Origin of the sequence: Maribacter litoralis (assembly GCF_003075045.1) — a bacterium.
Classification (GTDB): domain Bacteria; phylum Bacteroidota; class Bacteroidia; order Flavobacteriales; family Flavobacteriaceae; genus Maribacter; species Maribacter litoralis.
Map to the genome: position 1 here is coordinate 623,277 of NZ_QCZD01000002.1, position 17,446 is coordinate 640,722.

The following is a 17,446-nucleotide window of genomic DNA, read 5'->3' on the forward strand; positions in this document are numbered from 1 at the left end:
ACATACTAAGAATCACAAAATTTGTGCCAAAGTCCAGATAATGAGTAAAAAGTTGACAAAGAGAAGCGAGGATTATTCCAAGTGGTATAATGAATTGGTAGTTAAAGCTGATTTAGCCGAAAACTCCGGCGTAAGAGGTTGTATGGTCATTAAACCATATGGTTTTGGTATTTGGGAGAAAATGCAAGCTGGTTTGGATAAGATGTTTAAAGAGACGGGACATGAAAATGCCTATTTTCCTTTATTTATTCCAAAATCATATTTGAGTAAAGAGGCTAGCCATGTGGAAGGTTTTGCTAAAGAATGTGCAGTTGTTACACATTATAGATTAAAAAATGCAGAGGATGGTAGTGGAATTATAGTTGATCCCGATGCTAAACTAGAAGAGGAGTTAATTGTTAGACCAACTTCTGAGACCATTATTTGGGATACCTATAGAAAATGGATCCAATCTTATAGAGACTTACCATTATTGATCAACCAATGGGCAAATGTGGTTCGTTGGGAAATGCGTACGAGATTATTCTTGAGAACGGCAGAATTTTTATGGCAAGAAGGTCATACAGCTCATGCTACTGAAAAGGAAGCTATTGAAGAGGCTGAGCAAATGATGAACGTATATGCTGATTTTGTTGAAAACCATATGGCAGTACCCGTAATAAAAGGTACAAAGACAGAAAGTGAACGTTTTGCCGGTGCTATTGAAACCTATTGTATTGAAGCTTTAATGCAAGATGGTAAAGCTTTACAAGCTGGTACATCTCACTTTTTAGGTCAGAATTTTGCAAAAGCCTTTGATGTTAAGTTTGCTACCAAAGAAGGTGGTAAAGAGCACGTTTGGGCAACTTCTTGGGGAGTTTCAACCAGATTAATGGGTGCGTTGGTTATGACGCATAGTGATGATAACGGATTGGTGATACCGCCAAAATTAGCACCAATACAAGTTGTAATCGTTCCTATTTATAAGGGTATAGATCAATTGGATCAAATTTCGGAAACAGTCAATCCTTTGGTAAAAGAGTTGAGGTCAAAAGGTATTTCGGTGAAATTCGATAATAGGGATACGCACAAACCAGGATTCAAGTTTAATGAATACGAAATGAGGGGCGTACCTGTTAGATTGGCCATAGGACCAAGGGATATGGTAAACGGAACTTATGAAGTTGCTAGAAGAGATACACTGCAAAAAGAAACGGTGAATGCGGAAGATGTAGTTGCTAAAATTGAGTTTTTAATGGATGATATTCAAAAGAATATGTATCAAAAAGCACTTGATTATAGAACGGAACATATTACCGAGGTGGATTCTTATGATGAATTTAAAAAAGTTTTAGAAGAAAAAGGCGGATTTATTTCTGCCCATTGGGATGGTAGTAAAGAAACCGAAGAACGTGTAAAGGAAGAGACAAAAGCCACTATACGTTGCATTCCCATTGATGCCAAGAGCGAAGAAGGTGTCTGTATGGTTACCGGTAAACCATCTCATAAAAGGGTGTTATTTGCAAAAGCATATTAATTTTTTTAAAAAAATATATTCAGGTGTTGCGATAGTGAAAAATATTTGTATTTTTGCATCCGCAATTGCGCAAAGTATGGTCCGTTCGTCTAGGGGTTAGGACGCCAGGTTTTCATCCTGGTAACAGGGGTTCGATTCCCCTACGGACTACAAATTAAATTTTTTGGGGGTATCTCCAAAGTAAGTGACATAATGGTCCGTTCGTCTAGGGGTTAGGACGCCAGGTTTTCATCCTGGTAACAGGGGTTCGATTCCCCTACGGACTACAAAATTAGAATGGATGAAAGTCCAATGAAATTATAACGAAGAATAAAATGGCAAATCACAAGTCGGCATTAAAGAGAATTAGAAGAAACGAAGCAGTTCGTTTACGTAACAGATATCAGCATAAAACTACACGTAATGCTATAAAAAGATTACGTGCAGAAGAATCTAAGAAAGATGCAGAGGCTCTTTTTCCAAGCGTTGTTAGCATGATCGATCGTTTAGCAAAACGTAATATCATTCATGATAACAAGGCTGCTAACTTAAAAAGTAAATTAGCGAAGCACGTTGCCGCTTTGTAAGAGATTGCCTTAAGAAATTAAAAGCCTTCCATTTTTTGGAAGGCTTTTTTTATTGGTTAAATTTTATTCAAGCTGTTTTACAGGAAGTCTAAGTCTTCTCATTGATAAAAATCCTATAATAAAACAGAGGTACATAGTGGCTATAGAGATATAGTGATACTTTGAAAGATTGTACGTGGTGTACAACGGATAATCAAAAGACAATATGTACATTAATATAGGGTAGCATATGTAAAACACAAGTAAGCCTAAGGTAATCCAAAACAGTAAGTTTTTTCTAGGTATAAACTTCTGTTCTTCAGAAAATATCTTGTACAAATAAGTTAGGCACGCAAATACTAATATAATCGCTCCAACAATAATGGCATAATTTTGCGGTTCTGTGTAAAAGTCTTGCAAAAACAAATTGACTATACAGGTCAATAAAAATAAAGCACTGCCATATTTGATGAAATTCCTACTTCTTTTTTTATCTATTAATTGATAGAAAATGTAGAAGAAATATAGATAAAACACAATGTCAAAAATGTTGAAAATTATAGTGTTGTAATTATAATATTCAGGTATATAGACTAGCTGTATGTCATCTACATCCCTAACGATTGCGCCTAAAATTTCTGACAGTAAAACATAGCTAAGAATTATGGGTAGATATTTTAAAACGGTATCATAGTACAGTCTATATTTGGTAATGGATAAAACCAGCGCTATAAAATAGAGAGAGATATAGTAATTATTTAAAAGATACTCCAACATAGTCAATGAGCGGTTTTACTGTGAAATATTTATTGGTTTTTTGGTGGTGGTACTCCAGTGCCTCTATTTAATGTTAAACTTTCTTCACCTTGTACTGTTGCCGGTGCAGCTTTCGTTGGGGTGGTAGTCGGTGCAAACGACGCATACGCTTTTGTATTGGTGTCGTTATTATGACCATATTCTACTTTAATAGGTTCAAAGCTGTTGTTCATGGGCACTGCTTCTTTGCCTTCAGTACCTTGTGCTATATAAAAAAGATAATCTCGTTTACCATCATTATATGTAGGGGATAGCATTATGCTGTTCTGTCTAGGATGTTTGATTGAATCTTTAGTTTTTGGGAAAAATTCCTCATTTGGGTAATTGGAGTAATAGAGTCGCAAAGTCGAAATTTCAACACCGGCATCGGCAGCTTCTTGCTCAATGTATTCTAAATATTGTTTGATGGTTTTATAGTCGTAGTAAACAAATCTACCAACATGGAACTCTTTGTCATTTTTAGTAACCTTATTTATTGAATCTTCATAGCGTTGAATTAAGGGTACTCGCCTTTTTTCATACGAATCGTACATGTTTTTTGCTTGTGATATCGGTACTATCTCTTGTGGTGCTAGAACAACTGGTTTTTCCGGTTTCTTTGGGTCTTGCTCTTTGGGTTGTTCATTGCAACTGATAGATGTAGAGATGATAATTGCACATAAGAATTTGCCGATAAGGATAGATGGTCTTTTCATTTTCTGATATTTAAGTGGTTATTAAAGAAAAATGCTAAAAGACTGGGGGATAGTTCTTTCTGATGTATAAAGATATTAAAAAAATAGTAGGAAAAATTTTTAAGATTATTTCCTTTTCAATTTGCGAAGGAAAGAATTCCAGGAAATAAAAAATCCCGATTTCATGACAAAATCGGGATTGTAATTTATACTCAAAAAGAATTCTATTGATTCATTGTCATTAAGAACTCTTCGTTGTTTTTAGTTTGTTTAAAGCGTTGTTCGATAAACTCCATTGCTTCAACCGGGTTCATGTCGGCAAGGTACTTACGCATGATCCACATACGCTGTAACGTGTTTTCGTCTAACAACATGTCATCTCTACGTGTACTTGAAGAAGTAAGGTCAATAGCAGGGAAAATTCTTCTATTGGCAATCTTACGATCCAATTGAAGCTCCATGTTGCCGGTACCTTTAAATTCCTCAAAGATTACCTCGTCCATCTTAGATCCGGTTTCCGTTAGAGCAGTAGCAATTATAGATAGTGATCCGCCACCTTCGATATTACGTGCTGCACCAAAGAATCTCTTAGGCTTATGTAACGCATTTGCATCAACACCTCCACTTAATACTTTACCCGATGCCGGTTGAACGGTGTTGTATGCTCTTGCCAAACGTGTAATGGAATCTAAAAGAATTACTACATCATGACCGCATTCTACCAATCTTTTTGCTTTTTCTAAAACAATATTGGCTACACGCACATGTTCTGTTGGTTCTTTGTCGAAAGTAGAAGCTACAACCTCGCCACGTACGTTACGTTGCATGTCAGTGACCTCTTCAGGGCGTTCATCGATAAGTAGTATTATTTGATAAACCTCTGGATGGTTCGCTGCAATACCATTTGCAATATCCTTTAAAAGCATGGTTTTACCAGACTTAGGTTGCGATACGATCATACCTCTTTGTCCTTTACCAATTGGTGAGAACAAATCAATAATTCGTGTAGATATTGTGCTTTGGCGTTCAGCTAAATTAAATTTTTCTTGAGGGAATAACGGGGTCAAATGTTCAAAAGACACACGGTCGCGAACTATTTGAGGGTCTATACCGTTAATTTTATTCACCTTAATAAGTGGAAAATATTTTTCCCCTTCCTTTGGTGGTCTTACGTTACCCAAAACAGTGTCTCCGGTCTTAAGTCCGAAAAGACGAATTTGTGATTGAGAAACATAAATATCATCGGGAGATGATAGGTAATTATAATCGGAGGAACGTAAAAATCCGTATCCATCCTGCATAATATCCAATACACCTTCACTGGCTATAATAGAATCAAACTCATATTCAGGTTCTTTGTACCTGTTTTTAAGATCCTTGTCAAAATTGCTTTTGTCATGGGGAGTCCTTGGGTTTGGTTTCTTCTTGTGATTGTTATTCTGCTGCGAATTTTTGTTGTTATTGTTGTTCGACTGATTGGTAGACTTAGGTCTCGGTCTAGGTCTTTTTTGCTCAGTAGTTTCTTTGGCCTCGTTTTCTTGCGGAGTTTCCTTTTTTACGGGAGCAGCTTTTTCCGCAGCTGGTTTAGGGGCTGTGCTAGATTCTTTGCTCGTGTTTTGAACAACACGTTTTCTAGGTCTTGGTTTTGGTTTCGGCTTTTCTTCCTTAGGCTTACTTGCTTCTTCTGTAGTGGTAGGAGCAATAGCGGCAGCAACTTTAGGGTTGGCAGCTTGTAAGTCCAAAATTTGATAAACTAAGTCTAGTTTTTTCAAGGTTTTGAATTTAGGAACCTTAAGTCCTTTAGCAATTTCCTGAAGCTCAGGTAGCTTTTTCGATTTTAAATCTGAAATCTCAAACATTAAGTAATAGAATAAATTATATAAGTAGTTTGTATTGTAAGAAGTAAATAATTTTATTTGGATAATCTCTAAGGAAGGTTATTCCTTAATTGGTAGGTGTTATGACGTGATAACGTAGCAATATTACAAATTATTTTGAATAAAATGGCTATATTTTTTGAAAAGACCTGTATTTTTGCATCGTAAAGCGATAATAGATATATGATTCAGAGAATTCAGAGCCTTTATTTAGTAATTGTGGCAATACTTACAGGTATTCTACCGTTCTTCTTTAATCTATGGATTGATGTAGATGGTACCGAGGTATATGCAAACAATGAAATGCTCATTTCTATTGTGTTTTACGCAAGTGCCGTTTTAGCAATTTGGTCTATGGTACAATTTAAAAATAGAAAATCTCAGTTTGTTATTAATAGGCTGAACATGATATTGAACGTTTTTTTATTAGGATTTTTCGTTTACCGATCACTAAACTTATCCGGAGAAGCTTCGGTTTCTGAGAAGGGTATTGGGATGCTGATTCCAGTATTTTCTATCATTTTTTTAGTTCTTGCAAATAGGGCTATAAAAAAGGATGAAGATCTTGTAAAATCTGTCGATCGCTTGCGTTAAACCTATAATCTTAGTAGTATTAGTGCGTTAAAACCCGGGGTAGTTACCGGGTTTTTTTATGTCTTCACTTTTTTAAATATCACAGAAATATTGCAAGATTTCCTTAGCATGTGATAAACTGTTTACTTTTTCTTGAATTCTTCGTGATACCACAATTCTATGTTTGTATCAGGAAACAGCAAGGCTAACGATAGTCGTTAGTTACGCTGTTTTAAAAAATATAAACAATTTAAAAATTACGATTATGAAAAACAGAAAATTTACTCTTGTATTGTTGGCTAGCGCATTAACAACTTTCTTCGTTAGCTGTTCAGATGATGACGCAGAAGTTGTAACGGTAACCGAAACAGTTGTGGAAACAGAAACAGTTGAAGTAGATTCTTCAATGCCGGTAGGTGATTTAATGGTGACCCTAAGTGGAGATCTGGTTGCAGAAAGTGGTACGCCTACGCAAGGTCTAGTAGAGGTAGGTGTAGATTCAGAAAGTACAAACTTTGTTCGTTTTGGAGATGATTTTACTACTGAATTGGGAACAGGAACCGTAGGAATATTTTTATCTACTTCAGATACATTTACGGCTGATCCGGCGAACGGAAATCCAGATTTAATGTTGATCGGTAATGTTGCAGGTAATGGTGAAATGTTCATAAAACTAGATGCTACACCAGATGCTAAGTATACGCATATAATATTATGGTGTGCCACTGCCAATATTCCTTTTGGTAATGTAGCCCTTAACTAGAAAAATTTGATGGCCTTTGGGAATAGAGACACCTGATTCTGTTTTTCTATGTCTCCCAAAGGCTTTTTTTATGGGTTTTCAATGTTGTAGACCTATAACCAGAAATAACAGAATTATGGAAAAAAATAAAATTTTCTTAGGTATCTGCTGTTGCTTATTCGTATTAGGATTACAAGCACAAAGTGGATGGACAAGGGAAGCAAAGGGATTTTATCTTCAAGCGTCGGCATCGTATTTTTCTTCTAACGATTATTTTACTACCGAAGGCAGATTGGCCGATCAAGGTAGCGAATTTAGAACCGGGGGGCTATTGCTTTATGGTGAATACGGAATTTCAAATAGACTTACCGCCATAGTAGATCTACCTGTAGTCAAATTTAATAGTTTCAGCACAACTGAAACTGTTGCTGGCGTGGGTAATATACAGTTGGGAGTAAAATATAAACTTCTTAAAAATTTCCCGCTGTCCTTACAGGTGGCAGTAGACATACCCAGTAATGATGGTACTAACTTTGCACAATCTAAAAACGCAAATGCTTTTGGTGAGTTTGATGAGATTAATCTGCCTTTGTCCGATGGTGAATTTAATATCTGGACAACCTTGGCAGCGTCACATGGTTTCAAGAATGGCAAAACATATGCTTCTGCTTTCTCCAGTATAAATTTTAGAACAGAAGAATTTAGTAATCAATTTCAAGCAGGTGTTGAAGTAGGACATTTGTTTTTTGATAAATTATATCTCATAGGAAAATTGAAAGTACAAGAAAGGTTGTCATCTGAAAATAATGTACAAAGTGGCTCTTTCTTGTTCGGAGAAGGAACAACATTCACTAATTATGGTGTAACATCAATGTATAAAGTGTCCGATCATTTCAATTTGGTGGCACAGTATTCAGATTATGCAGGTTTTCTGGTAAATAGAAAAAATATCTATGATGGTGGAACCGTCTCTTTAGGTATATCTTTTGAATATTAATTAGCTTAATACAGGGTGAGGAAAACTAAAAATCGCCCTGTATTATCTTTTGCCAAGTTCAATTACTTCAAGGTCTTTAATATTATCCCCATCAATTATAAAGCGTAGCATGGTACGTACCTGATGAAAACCATGTTTTCCACAGGCCCCAGGGTTCATATGTAGTACCCCTAACTTTTTGTCCATCATTACTTTTAAAATATGAGAATGACCGCAGATAAATAGTTTTGGCGGATTTTCTTTAATAATATCTCGAGTTCTAATGTTGTATTTTGGTGGGTAACCTCCTATATGGGTAATAAGTACATCTACCCCTTCACAGAAAAATCTGTTGTTTTCGGGGAATTCTTTTTGAATAATATGGTCGTCAATATTTCCGTATACCCCTTTTAATGGTTTTAATTTAGAAATGGCATCTGTAACTTTTAAAGACCCAATATCTCCTGCGTGCCATACTTCGTCTGCCCAGCCCACATGCTTTAAAATAGCATTATCTATATATGAATGTGTATCGGAAAGTAGAAGAATTTTGGTCATTAGTGTATTGTAATTACATGTTTGCTCATTGCGTCCTCTTGCAGAATAGCAAGTGATATCAATTTTTATTATTTGAGTGTTTGTCCAAGAATGTTAAAACGTATCGTTTTTAATATCTTTGCGAGATACAAAACTAGCATATCCTTTTGAGATTCTTCATTCAATTTTCATACTTCGGTAAAGCATATCATGGCTGGCAAAATCAACCGAATGCCATTACCGTGCAAGAGGTTTTGGAAAAAGGTATGTCTAAACTTTTAAACAGCCCTGTCTCATTGATGGGAGCTGGGCGAACAGATACCGGGGTACATGCAAAAATGATGTATGCCCATTTTGATGTTGATACGTTGGAAGATATTCAAGATTATATATTTAGACTAAACTCATTTTTACCCAATGATATAGCGGTTGAGCGTATTTTTGAGGTAAAGGATGATGCGCATGCCCGTTTTCACGCCACGGCAAGAACCTATGAATATCATATTGCAAAAAGCAAAGACCCTTTTACGACGGACTTGGCATATTTTGTGAAAAAAGAGCTAGACGTTGAGCAAATGAATATTGCAGCAAATCTTCTTTTGGGAAAGAAGGATTTTGAATGTTTTTCAAAATCGAATACCGATGTATTTACTAATATCTGTGACCTTCGAGAAGCACAATGGTCGATAAAAGAGAACAATTTGATTTTCACTATAACGGCAGATAGGTTTCTTAGAAATATGGTTAGAGCTATAGTAGGCACGCTCATTAATGTTGGTTTGGGCAAATATTCACCAGACTATGTTAATACCATATTAAAAAGTAAGGATAGAACCAAAGCAGGGGTTTCTGTTCCTGCAAAAGGACTATATTTGACTTCTATTGTTTACCCCAATACTATTTTAAAGAATGGATAAGGATACTGGCAAAGCATTTGACACTCGTCTTTTTAAACGCTTACTTGCCTACACAAAACCGTACCGAATTACATTTTATGGCGTGGCAATGTCCGCTATATTATTGTCCGGATTCGCTATTCTTACCCCGTTGATTGTAAAAAAAATTATTGATGAGGCTATAAAAGGTAGTAATCAAGAATTGCTTTTGAACTTAACGGTTGCTATGCTTGTGGTGTTACTGGGGCAGGTAATTTTTCAGTTGGCTTTCAACTACTACGCAAACTGGTTAGGGGAATCTGTTATCAAAGACATTAGGATCAATTTGTTTAAAAAAATGCTCTCTTTTAAAATGACGTATTTTGATAATTCGTCGTTAGGTGTACTGGTTACTCGAGCAGTTGCCGATATGCAGAGAATCGGCGAAATTTTTAGTCAAGGTTTCTTTGTTATTGTTGCCGATTTATTGAAGATGGTGGTAGCCGCAATTGTAATGCTTTTTATAAACTGGAAGCTTTCATTAATCGTTTTTGCCCTTTTGCCTATAATTATTTATGCCACTAGGTGGTTTCAAAAAGCAATGAAAGTTGCCTTTACCGAGGTTAGGGCAGAGGTTTCTAATTTAAATTCTTTTGTACAAGAGCGTATTACAGGTATGAAAATCGTTCAGCTATTTACAAGAGAAAAAATTGAGAGCGATAAATTCAGGGAAATTAATGAGAAGCATAAAAAGGCATGGTTAAGAACGGTGTGGTACAACTCGATCTTTTTTCCAATTGCTGAAATTGTTTCTTCTTTAACGGTAGGGTTGATCGTTTGGTACGGTGGCTTACAGAATGTAGCCAATATCACAACAGATATAGCCGGTACTCTTTTTGCTTTTATTATGTTGATCGATTTACTGTTTAGACCATTACGTCAAATTGCAGATAAGTTCAACACCTTGCAAATGGGTATGGTTGCTGCCAATAGGGTTTTTAAGATTTTAGATACCGATAGTCATATACAGAATGTAGGTACTTATGAGAAAGAAGTTGTAAATGGCGATATCTCTTTTGAAAATGTTCATTTTGGTTATTTGGAGGATGAAGAAGTTCTACACGGTATATCTTTTGAAGTCAGAGCCGGGGAAACAGTCGCTATCGTTGGTGCTACCGGAGCGGGAAAAAGTACTATAATCAATTTATTGAATAGATTTTATGAAATCAACTCAGGGTCTATTAAAGTGGACGGAGTAGATATACAGGATTATAAATTATCTTCTTTAAGGGCGCATATTGCAGTGGTTTTACAAGATGTATTCTTGTTTGCCGATACCATAGCCAATAATATTTCTTTAAAAGATTCAAATGTTTCTGTCGATGATATAGAGAAGGCTGCCCAAGCTATTGGAGTAGATGAATTTATATCTAGTTTGCCCGGCGGATATCACTATAATGTAAAAGAACGTGGAACCATGCTCTCTAGTGGTCAACGACAATTAATTGCCTTTTTAAGAGCCTATGTAAGTAACCCGAGTATTTTAATTTTAGATGAGGCTACCTCTTCAGTAGATACTTATTCTGAGCAGCTGATACAATTGGCTACGGATAAGATTACTCAAGAGAGAACTTCTATCGTTATTGCACATCGCCTGGCTACAATTAAAAAAGCAGATAAGATTATCGTAATGGATGCCGGTAACATCGTTGAAACCGGTACACACAAACAGCTGCTTAAAAAAGGAGGTTATTATAGTAATCTTTATGAAGCTCAGTTCTTAGCTGAGGAGGTTGCTTAATTAGGCTGCCATTTTCTGAAAAGTATCAGTAAAAAGGGCTATATATACTATCGCAATTAACATTATTACAAAGCATATCGTAGCGAATAAAACAAGAAATAGTAAAAGTTTCAATATGGTCTGCTTTATAGTCAAATTAAAGAGCTTGTAAAATACCCAAGTAAAGAAACCAATTTGAAATACCAAATTGACCATTGAAACGTAATAAAGTAATTTGGAGTTCCATAAAACCAACATGTAAACGGTATTGATAATTATGGACAGGTGTGAATATGCGTAGATGTTTATTACAAAATGTTCACTAAGGTTAAATTGTTTTTTATTAATAAATACAAGTCGAGAAATTAAAGCCAAAAATGGCATCATAGCCATGTAAAAGAGACTTTGATATTTGAATAAGTAAGTATTCCATGTCTTTTGGAAATCTTGCCCTAAATTTTCTGCTTCAGTTAAAGATGAAGAATTTTCATATCTAAAATCAAAATCTAAAGCATTGGGGAAGAACTCCGTACAGACATAAACAAAAAGTCCGCCAAAAGTAATTGCAATGGTGAGGTAGCTTATAGGATTTAAATACTTTTTTCTAACACCGTTAATGTATCCTCCTATAACTTCATCAGGTTTGGTGAAAAGGTGTTTGAATGTTACTAGAAAAGTGTTATCTATATTAAAAAATCTCTCGGTTGCATCATACCATAAGTTCTTCACCGTAAGTCTATTGCGAATTACCTTAGCGCCACAATCGGGACAATAGCTAAAATCCGTTCTTAAGTTGTTTTCGCAGTTCTTACAATTCATTGCACCAAATCTTGCTTCAGCATATTACTTAATTGGGTAATCGAATCGTACAGCACAAATTCCCCGTTTTTAATGTAGGAAATGAGTCCGGTTTCCTCACTGACCACTAGACTAAGTGCATCGGTTTTTTCACTAATACCAACGGCAGCTCTATGTCGTAAGCCAAAACGAAGGGGAATGTTACGTTCGTTAGACACCGGTAAGATTACACGGGTAGCTACAATGTAATTTCCAACAATAACCGCAGCACCATCATGTAATGTGCTGTTTTTATAAAATATACTCTCTAGAATTGGCTGGTTTATTTCAATATTCATACGGTCTCCCGTATTTTTAATAAAATCTAGGGAGTTGTTACGCTCAATAACCAAAATAGCCCCTGTTTTAGTGCTGGCCATTTTTTCGCATGCCTTTATAATGGAATCTACATCGGTATCGGTAGAAATGCCTTCTTGTTTTAAAAATTTAAAATGCTTTACAAAATTTCTTTTGTTCGCAAAATTGGTAGAACCGATCATTAATAGAAATTTTCGTATCTCCTGTTGAAATACTATGATCAATGCAATTAACCCAACTTGCATAAAGGCACCTACCATACTGCTGATCATTTGCATGTCTAGCAATTCGGTAAGCTTCCAGAAAGCCCAAACAATAACAATTCCGATAAAAATGTTGATGGCTACCGAGCCTCTTACCAGCTTATAAATGTAGTATAGCAGCACGGCAACAAAAATGATGTCTAAAACATCTGTAATCTTAAAGTCAATAAAATTTAAAAAATCCAAGCAGTACCGTTTTAGTAAAATTAAGAAATTAGATGACAAGAAATCAATATAAACTTAGGCATTTAATTGTTCATATAGTTTAACACATTCAAAAGCTTCTTTGACATCATGAACGCGCAAAAATTTTGCTCCCTTTTGTAAGCACACCATGTGTAGAGCTGTTGTGCCATTCAATGCCTGTTCGGCGGAAGTGCCCAAGGTTTTGTAGATCATGGATTTTCTACTGATACCAGCTAGTAAAGGTTGGTCTGTAAAACCCATGAGTTCCATTTTGTTTAAAAGTTCATAGTTCTGTTCAAGGTTTTTTGCAAAACCAAAACCAGGGTCTATAATAATATCTTTAATGCCCAATGCTTTGGCAGCAGAAAGTCTTTCGGAAAAATAAAAAAGTACTTCTTTCAAAATATCATCATAACTGGTTTGTTGTTGCATATTTTGAGGCGTACCTCGCATATGCATCATAATATACGGTACGTTTAATTGAGCTACCGTGCTTAGCATTTTATCATCTTGTAATCCTGCAGTGATATCGTTAATAATAGCGGCACCGTTTTCTATACATGCTTTTGCGACATTGCTTCTAAAAGTATCAATGGATAGAATGGTTTCAGGGAATTTCTTTAGTATAAGGCTGACAATAGGTTCTATCCGTTTCAGTTCAGTGGTTTCATCAACCTTTAAAGCGCCGGGTCTACTGCTATAGGCACCAACATCTATAAAAGTGGCACCTTCATTGAGCATTTTCTCTACCTGTTGTAATATACTTGACTCATCCTTGTATTTTCCACCATCAAAAAAAGAATCTGGAGTAACATTTAAAATACCCATTATTTTGGGTTGTTCAAGAGATATAAGTTTACCGCTGCAGTTTATGGTCATTGTTAATATTTGAAAGGATTTTGTGGCATTTTTCAAGTTTAAACCATCTATCTTGATGGTTACAATTTTTTAAGCGAAATTTACACAAATTAGATAGAATTACATGCTAGATACGGCAAAGGAATACGATGAGGTAATTCAGGTTTGTATAAATCTGTACCAGAAAAAAATGTCAGATTACGGTAGTGCATGGCGAATTTTAAGATTGCCGTCGCTAACAGATCAAATATTCATAAAAGCACAGCGTATACGCAGTCTTCAGGAAAACGCCGTACGTAAGGTCGATGAAGGTGAACGGTCAGAGTTTATCGGTATCATTAATTATTCTGTGATGGCATTAATTCAGTTGGAACTTGGTGTAGCGGATCAACCGGACCTAAGTACTGAAAAAGCGGTTGAATTATACGCAAAGCATATTAAAATCACTAAGGAACTAATGCTGAACAAAAACCATGATTATGGTGAAGCTTGGAGAGATATGAGAGTTAGTTCACTTACAGATTTAATATTGCAAAAATTACTTCGCGTAAAACAAATAGAAGATAATAAAGGTAAAACTTTGGTAAGTGAAGGAATTGATGCCAATTATCAAGATATGATCAATTATGCGGTATTCGCATTAATACATTTAGGTTCTGAATCAGAAAAATAAAAAATAGGAATGAAGTATTTAGTAGGTGTCGTTAGAATTTTTGTTGGAATACTTTTTATTATCAGCGGATTTATAAAATTGAATGATCCTGTTGGTTTTTCTTTTAAGTTAGAAGAATATTTTAGTCAAGGGGTATTGGATTTACCCTTTTTAACTCCATTTGCACTTGCCATTTCAATTTTGGTAGTTATTGTTGAGGTAATGGTAGGGGTTATGCTAATTCTTGGATATAAGCGTAAACTCACGCTTTGGACATTGTTGGCAATGATAATTTTCTTCACTTTCCTAACTTTTTACTCTGCATACTTTAATAAAGTGACCGATTGTGGTTGTTTTGGCGATGCCATAAAATTGACACCTTGGCAATCTTTTTCAAAAGATGTGGTGCTGTTGATACTTATATTGATCATTTATGCCGGTAGAAAGTATATAACTCCTTTGGTCAGTTCAAAAACATTGATGCCAGTATTGTATATCTCTTTCATTGCTTGTATCGGCTATGTGTATTATGTATTAAATCATTTGCCTGTTATCGATTTTAGACCTTATGAAATAGGTAAGAATATAGAGGAAGGTATGAGCACGCCAGAAGATGCTCCCAAGGCTATTTTTGAATACAGATGGAAGTTCAATGTGAATGGAAACGAGGAAATACATGTAACTAATGGCGACTACCCAACAGTAAACGGGGAGTTTATTGATGTTGAAACAGAAGAAATTCAAGCAGGATATGAACCACCGGTTCATGATTTTACAATTGAACAGGAAGGAGAGGATTTTGCCGGCTCGTTGTTGCAAGAACCAAAATTGGTAATGGTGATAGCGTATGATTTACGAAAGTCTAACCTTGAGGTTTTCAAAGAAATAAAAACGGTTGCCGATAAAGCGAAAGCCAAAGGCTACAAAGTAATTGGCATGTCTGCATCCGGACCTGATCAAACAGATGCTTTGAAGAAAGAATATAGCTTGGGTTTTGATTTTTATTTTACAGACGAGACTACATTAAAAACTATTGTAAGATCTAACCCTGGGGTATTGGTATTAGAGAAAGGTACCATTAAACAAAAAGTTCATTACAACGATTTAGAGAACTTAATTTTTGAATAAGATTTTAAACTGAAACAGAACAACTAGAAACATAAATATGAGAGCAAAGATAGTAGCAGGTAACTGGAAAATGAACAAGAATTTGGCAGAAACCGAAACACTTTTGGCAGAATTGTCGGCAAAACTACCCGATACAAATGCAGAAGTTATGGTAGCACCAACATATGTAAATCTTTCAAGTGCGGTACGTGCTTTGGATAATTCTAAAATAGAGGTTATTGCACAGAATATGCACTATGCGGAAAGTGGAGCATTTACTGGTGAAATTTCTGCAGATATGTTATTGAATATAGGAATTGACACGGCAATTATAGGGCACTCGGAAAGAAGAGCTTACTTTGGTGAAAGTGATGCCATATTATCTAAAAAGGTAATTACCGCTTTACAAAAAGGCATTCGTGTAATGTTCTGCTTTGGTGAGGAATTGGAAGATCGTAAATCTGGTAACCATTTTAAATTAGTGGAAAGCCAGTTGAAGAACGTACTTTTTAATTTAGAACCTTCAGCTTGGTCAAATATTGTTTTGGCGTATGAGCCTGTTTGGGCCATAGGTACCGGTGAAACGGCTTCTCCAGATCAGGCTCAGGAAATGCATGCGTTTATTCGTAAAACTATTTCTGAAGCTTTTGACGCTACTATTGCAAATAACATTACCATACTTTATGGTGGTAGTGTAAAACCAGGTAATGCAGAAGAAATTTTCTCTAAGCCAGATGTTGATGGTGGTTTAATTGGTGGCGCATCTTTGGTTGCCGATGATTTTATTGCAATCATTAATGCTATTTAAGTTCAGAAAACTATAATGAGCGATATTGTATATATTGAATACCGTTTTACGGTAAAACCTAAAGAACCGGCCTCAGACATTCTCATTGCAGAATTGGGTGAAGCCGGTTTTGAAAGTTTTGTAGAAGAAGATGATGATGTTTTGGCGTACATTCAAAAAACAGATTGGTCTATAGCTATTTTAGATGATATTTATATTCTACAAAATTCCAATTTTGAGATTACATATGAATATAAAGAAATAGCGCAAGAAAACTGGAATGCCACTTGGGAGCAAAACTTTCAGCCCATTATTGTAGATGATATATGCATGATCAGAGCGCCTTTTCATGAGAAGATAAAGGTAGATTATGATATTGTTATTGAACCTAAAATGAGTTTTGGTACTGGGCATCATGAAACTACACATATGATGCTACAGCATATTTTGCAATTAGATGTAAAAGATAAAACTGTTTTAGATATGGGTAGTGGTACCGGGGTTTTGGCAATTCTGGCGGGTATGCGTGGCGCTACATCCATAGATGCAATTGATATTGATAATTGGTGTTATTTAAACACTAAAGAAAACGTTGCTCGAAATAATATGGATTTTATATCTGTGTATGAAGGTGACGTTGCTTTATTGGAAGGAAAGAAGTACGATTTGATCATAGCTAATATCAATAGAAATATTTTATTGGCAGATTTACCTAGCTATGCGAAATCTTTAAACGAAGGGGGTATTTTATTGTTAAGTGGTTTTTATACCCAAGATTTGGAAATGATTTCACAAAAATGCACTGAATTACAGTTAAAATTTGAAAAAAACCTTGAACGAAATAATTGGGTTGCAGCAAAATATGTAAATTAGTTAGTATTAATTGAGATTCATATGAGCACAAAAGAAGAAATTTACGAAGAACTACTCCTTGAAGAAGAGACGGTTCAGCAAAATGAAATCGTTCTTTTTAATGATGAGGTGAATACATTTGATCATGTAATAAATACATTGATTTCGGTTTGTGAACATTCGCCAGAACAGGCAGAGCAATGTTCTTTAATTGTACATTACAAAGGTAAATGCACGGTAAAAACCGGAGAGTATGAAGAGCTTAAGCCGCAATGCTCAAAATTATTACAAGCGGGACTCAATGCAGAGATAACCTGAGTTTTTTAATTAATTTGTTAAACATAAAAAGACCCCTTATTTCTATAAGGGGTCTTTTTATTGATTAATCTAAAAAATAAATAAACTATAAGTTTAGAGAGAAATTATACCAATGGCACGCCATTCAATCTTTTTTCAATCTTCTTCTTTTTCTCGGTTAATCTTTTCATTACGTCCATTAAACTAGGATCCTTAGTTTCTTTATAAACTTCGTTGATGCTTAAGATAAGTGCTTTTGCCTCTCTCGATGCTTCTACTCGGTCACTAGTTGACATATTGCTCATTTTTCGACTCTCAAATTCCTGAGCTTTTTCAAGTAACTCCATGTGATGCTTTTTTTTCAAAGTTAACATAATA

General features: G+C 35.4%; 20 protein-coding genes and 2 tRNA genes. 14 read left to right on the plus strand and 8 right to left on the minus strand.

Translation table 11 applies throughout. The annotated features are described in order from the left end of the window. Positions 1-40 precede the first annotated feature (40 nt). The 4 genes from proS (at position 41) to rpsT (ending at position 2,082) form a co-directional block, all read left to right on the plus strand. A complete protein-coding gene (gene proS / locus DCS95_RS10005) occupies positions 41-1,516 on the plus strand; it encodes a proline--tRNA ligase (RefSeq protein ID WP_116770637.1) in 1,476 nt (491 codons plus the stop codon). Positions 1,517-1,594: 78 nt separating this feature from the next. Continuing rightward, positions 1,595-1,666: transfer RNA gene (locus tag DCS95_RS10010), tRNA-Glu, on the plus strand. Positions 1,667-1,710: 44 nt separating this feature from the next. Next, a tRNA-Glu gene (locus DCS95_RS10015) sits at positions 1,711-1,782 on the plus strand. Positions 1,783-1,830: 48 nt separating this feature from the next. Further along, positions 1,831-2,082 carry a 30S ribosomal protein S20 gene (rpsT, locus tag DCS95_RS10020; RefSeq protein ID WP_036152561.1) on the plus strand — a complete coding sequence of 84 codons (252 nt, stop codon included), beginning with the start codon at positions 1,831-1,833 and terminating at the stop codon, positions 2,080-2,082. 63 nt (positions 2,083-2,145) lie between these two features. Here the strand turns inward: rpsT and DCS95_RS10025 are convergent, their stop codons facing one another. The 3 genes from DCS95_RS10025 to rho all read right to left on the minus strand — a co-directional run bounded on the left by DCS95_RS10025 (position 2,146) and on the right by rho (position 5,410). Next, a complete protein-coding gene (locus DCS95_RS10025; RefSeq protein WP_116770638.1) occupies positions 2,146-2,838 on the minus strand; it encodes a hypothetical protein in 693 nt (230 codons plus the stop codon). 29 nt (positions 2,839-2,867) lie between these two features. After that, the gene (locus tag DCS95_RS10030) at positions 2,868-3,572 is read right to left on the minus strand and encodes a hypothetical protein (RefSeq protein WP_116770639.1); all 705 of its coding nucleotides are present in this window, start codon (positions 3,570-3,572) and stop codon (positions 2,868-2,870) included. A gap of 203 nt (positions 3,573-3,775) precedes the next feature. After that, positions 3,776-5,410: a transcription termination factor Rho gene (rho, locus tag DCS95_RS10035; RefSeq protein ID WP_116770640.1), complete on the minus strand. Its 1,635-nt coding sequence runs from the start codon at positions 5,408-5,410 to the stop codon at positions 3,776-3,778. A gap of 201 nt (positions 5,411-5,611) precedes the next feature. On the opposite strand from rho, the gene DCS95_RS10040 reads away from it, so the two are divergent. The 3 genes from DCS95_RS10040 (at position 5,612) to DCS95_RS10050 (ending at position 7,740) form a co-directional block, all read left to right on the plus strand. Then, entirely contained in the window at positions 5,612-6,022 is a 411-nt protein-coding gene (locus DCS95_RS10040; protein ID WP_116770641.1) for a DUF4293 domain-containing protein, read from the plus strand. A 244-nt stretch (positions 6,023-6,266) separates the two neighbouring features. Then, the gene (locus DCS95_RS10045) at positions 6,267-6,764 is read left to right on the plus strand and encodes a DM13 domain-containing protein (protein ID WP_116770642.1); all 498 of its coding nucleotides are present in this window, start codon (positions 6,267-6,269) and stop codon (positions 6,762-6,764) included. A gap of 115 nt (positions 6,765-6,879) precedes the next feature. After that, entirely contained in the window at positions 6,880-7,740 is an 861-nt protein-coding gene (locus DCS95_RS10050) for a hypothetical protein (protein WP_116770643.1), read from the plus strand. Between the two features lie 42 nt (positions 7,741-7,782). On the opposite strand, the gene DCS95_RS10055 is transcribed toward DCS95_RS10050, so the two are convergent. Beyond that, a complete protein-coding gene (locus tag DCS95_RS10055; RefSeq protein WP_116770644.1) occupies positions 7,783-8,277 on the minus strand; it encodes a metallophosphoesterase family protein in 495 nt (164 codons plus the stop codon). Between the two features lie 146 nt (positions 8,278-8,423). Here DCS95_RS10055 and truA point away from each other — a divergent pair, with 146 nt between their 5' ends. Further along, positions 8,424-9,173, plus strand: a complete 750-nt coding sequence (gene truA, locus DCS95_RS10060) for a tRNA pseudouridine(38-40) synthase TruA (protein WP_116770645.1) — start codon at positions 8,424-8,426, stop codon at positions 9,171-9,173. Beyond that, positions 9,166-10,932, plus strand: coding sequence for an ABC transporter ATP-binding protein (locus DCS95_RS10065; protein WP_116770646.1), 1,767 nt, complete (start codon positions 9,166-9,168; stop codon positions 10,930-10,932). The genes truA and DCS95_RS10065 overlap by 8 nt, the downstream gene beginning before the upstream one ends. Here DCS95_RS10065 and DCS95_RS10070 read toward each other — a convergent pair whose 3' ends face one another. The 3 genes from DCS95_RS10070 to folP are packed head-to-tail and all read right to left on the minus strand — an operon-like array spanning position 10,933 to position 13,394. Next, the gene (locus tag DCS95_RS10070) at positions 10,933-11,730 is read right to left on the minus strand and encodes a DUF3667 domain-containing protein (RefSeq protein WP_116770647.1); all 798 of its coding nucleotides are present in this window, start codon (positions 11,728-11,730) and stop codon (positions 10,933-10,935) included. It lies immediately after the preceding gene. Then, entirely contained in the window at positions 11,727-12,515 is a 789-nt protein-coding gene (gene cdaA, locus DCS95_RS10075; protein ID WP_116770648.1) for a diadenylate cyclase CdaA, read from the minus strand. The genes DCS95_RS10070 and cdaA overlap by 4 nt, the downstream gene beginning before the upstream one ends. A 54-nt stretch (positions 12,516-12,569) precedes the next feature. Next, positions 12,570-13,394 carry a dihydropteroate synthase gene (gene folP, locus DCS95_RS10080; protein WP_116770649.1) on the minus strand — a complete coding sequence of 275 codons (825 nt, stop codon included), beginning with the start codon at positions 13,392-13,394 and terminating at the stop codon, positions 12,570-12,572. Positions 13,395-13,497: 103 nt separating this feature from the next. Between folP and DCS95_RS10085 the strand changes: the two genes are divergently transcribed. The 5 genes from DCS95_RS10085 to DCS95_RS10105 are packed head-to-tail and all read left to right on the plus strand — an operon-like array spanning position 13,498 to position 17,089. Beyond that, positions 13,498-14,046, plus strand: coding sequence for a DUF1599 domain-containing protein (locus tag DCS95_RS10085; protein WP_116770650.1), 549 nt, complete (start codon positions 13,498-13,500; stop codon positions 14,044-14,046). A gap of 9 nt (positions 14,047-14,055) precedes the next feature. Then, complete coding sequence (locus DCS95_RS10090; RefSeq protein ID WP_116770651.1) at positions 14,056-15,153, plus strand: BT_3928 family protein; 1,098 nt, start codon at positions 14,056-14,058, stop codon at positions 15,151-15,153. A 37-nt stretch (positions 15,154-15,190) separates the two neighbouring features. Continuing rightward, positions 15,191-15,940, plus strand: coding sequence for a triose-phosphate isomerase (gene tpiA, locus DCS95_RS10095; RefSeq protein WP_116770652.1), 750 nt, complete (start codon positions 15,191-15,193; stop codon positions 15,938-15,940). Positions 15,941-15,955: 15 nt separating this feature from the next. Beyond that, on the plus strand, positions 15,956-16,792 hold the full coding sequence (gene prmA, locus DCS95_RS10100) for a 50S ribosomal protein L11 methyltransferase (RefSeq protein WP_116770653.1): 837 nt from the start codon (positions 15,956-15,958) through the stop codon (positions 16,790-16,792). Between the two features lie 21 nt (positions 16,793-16,813). Beyond that, on the plus strand, positions 16,814-17,089 hold the full coding sequence (locus DCS95_RS10105) for an ATP-dependent Clp protease adaptor ClpS (protein WP_116770654.1): 276 nt from the start codon (positions 16,814-16,816) through the stop codon (positions 17,087-17,089). Between the two features lie 104 nt (positions 17,090-17,193). Here the strand turns inward: DCS95_RS10105 and DCS95_RS10110 are convergent, their stop codons facing one another. Beyond that, positions 17,194-17,415, minus strand: coding sequence for a hypothetical protein (locus DCS95_RS10110; RefSeq protein ID WP_058104301.1), 222 nt, complete (start codon positions 17,413-17,415; stop codon positions 17,194-17,196). Between the last annotated feature and the right edge of the window lie 31 nt (positions 17,416-17,446).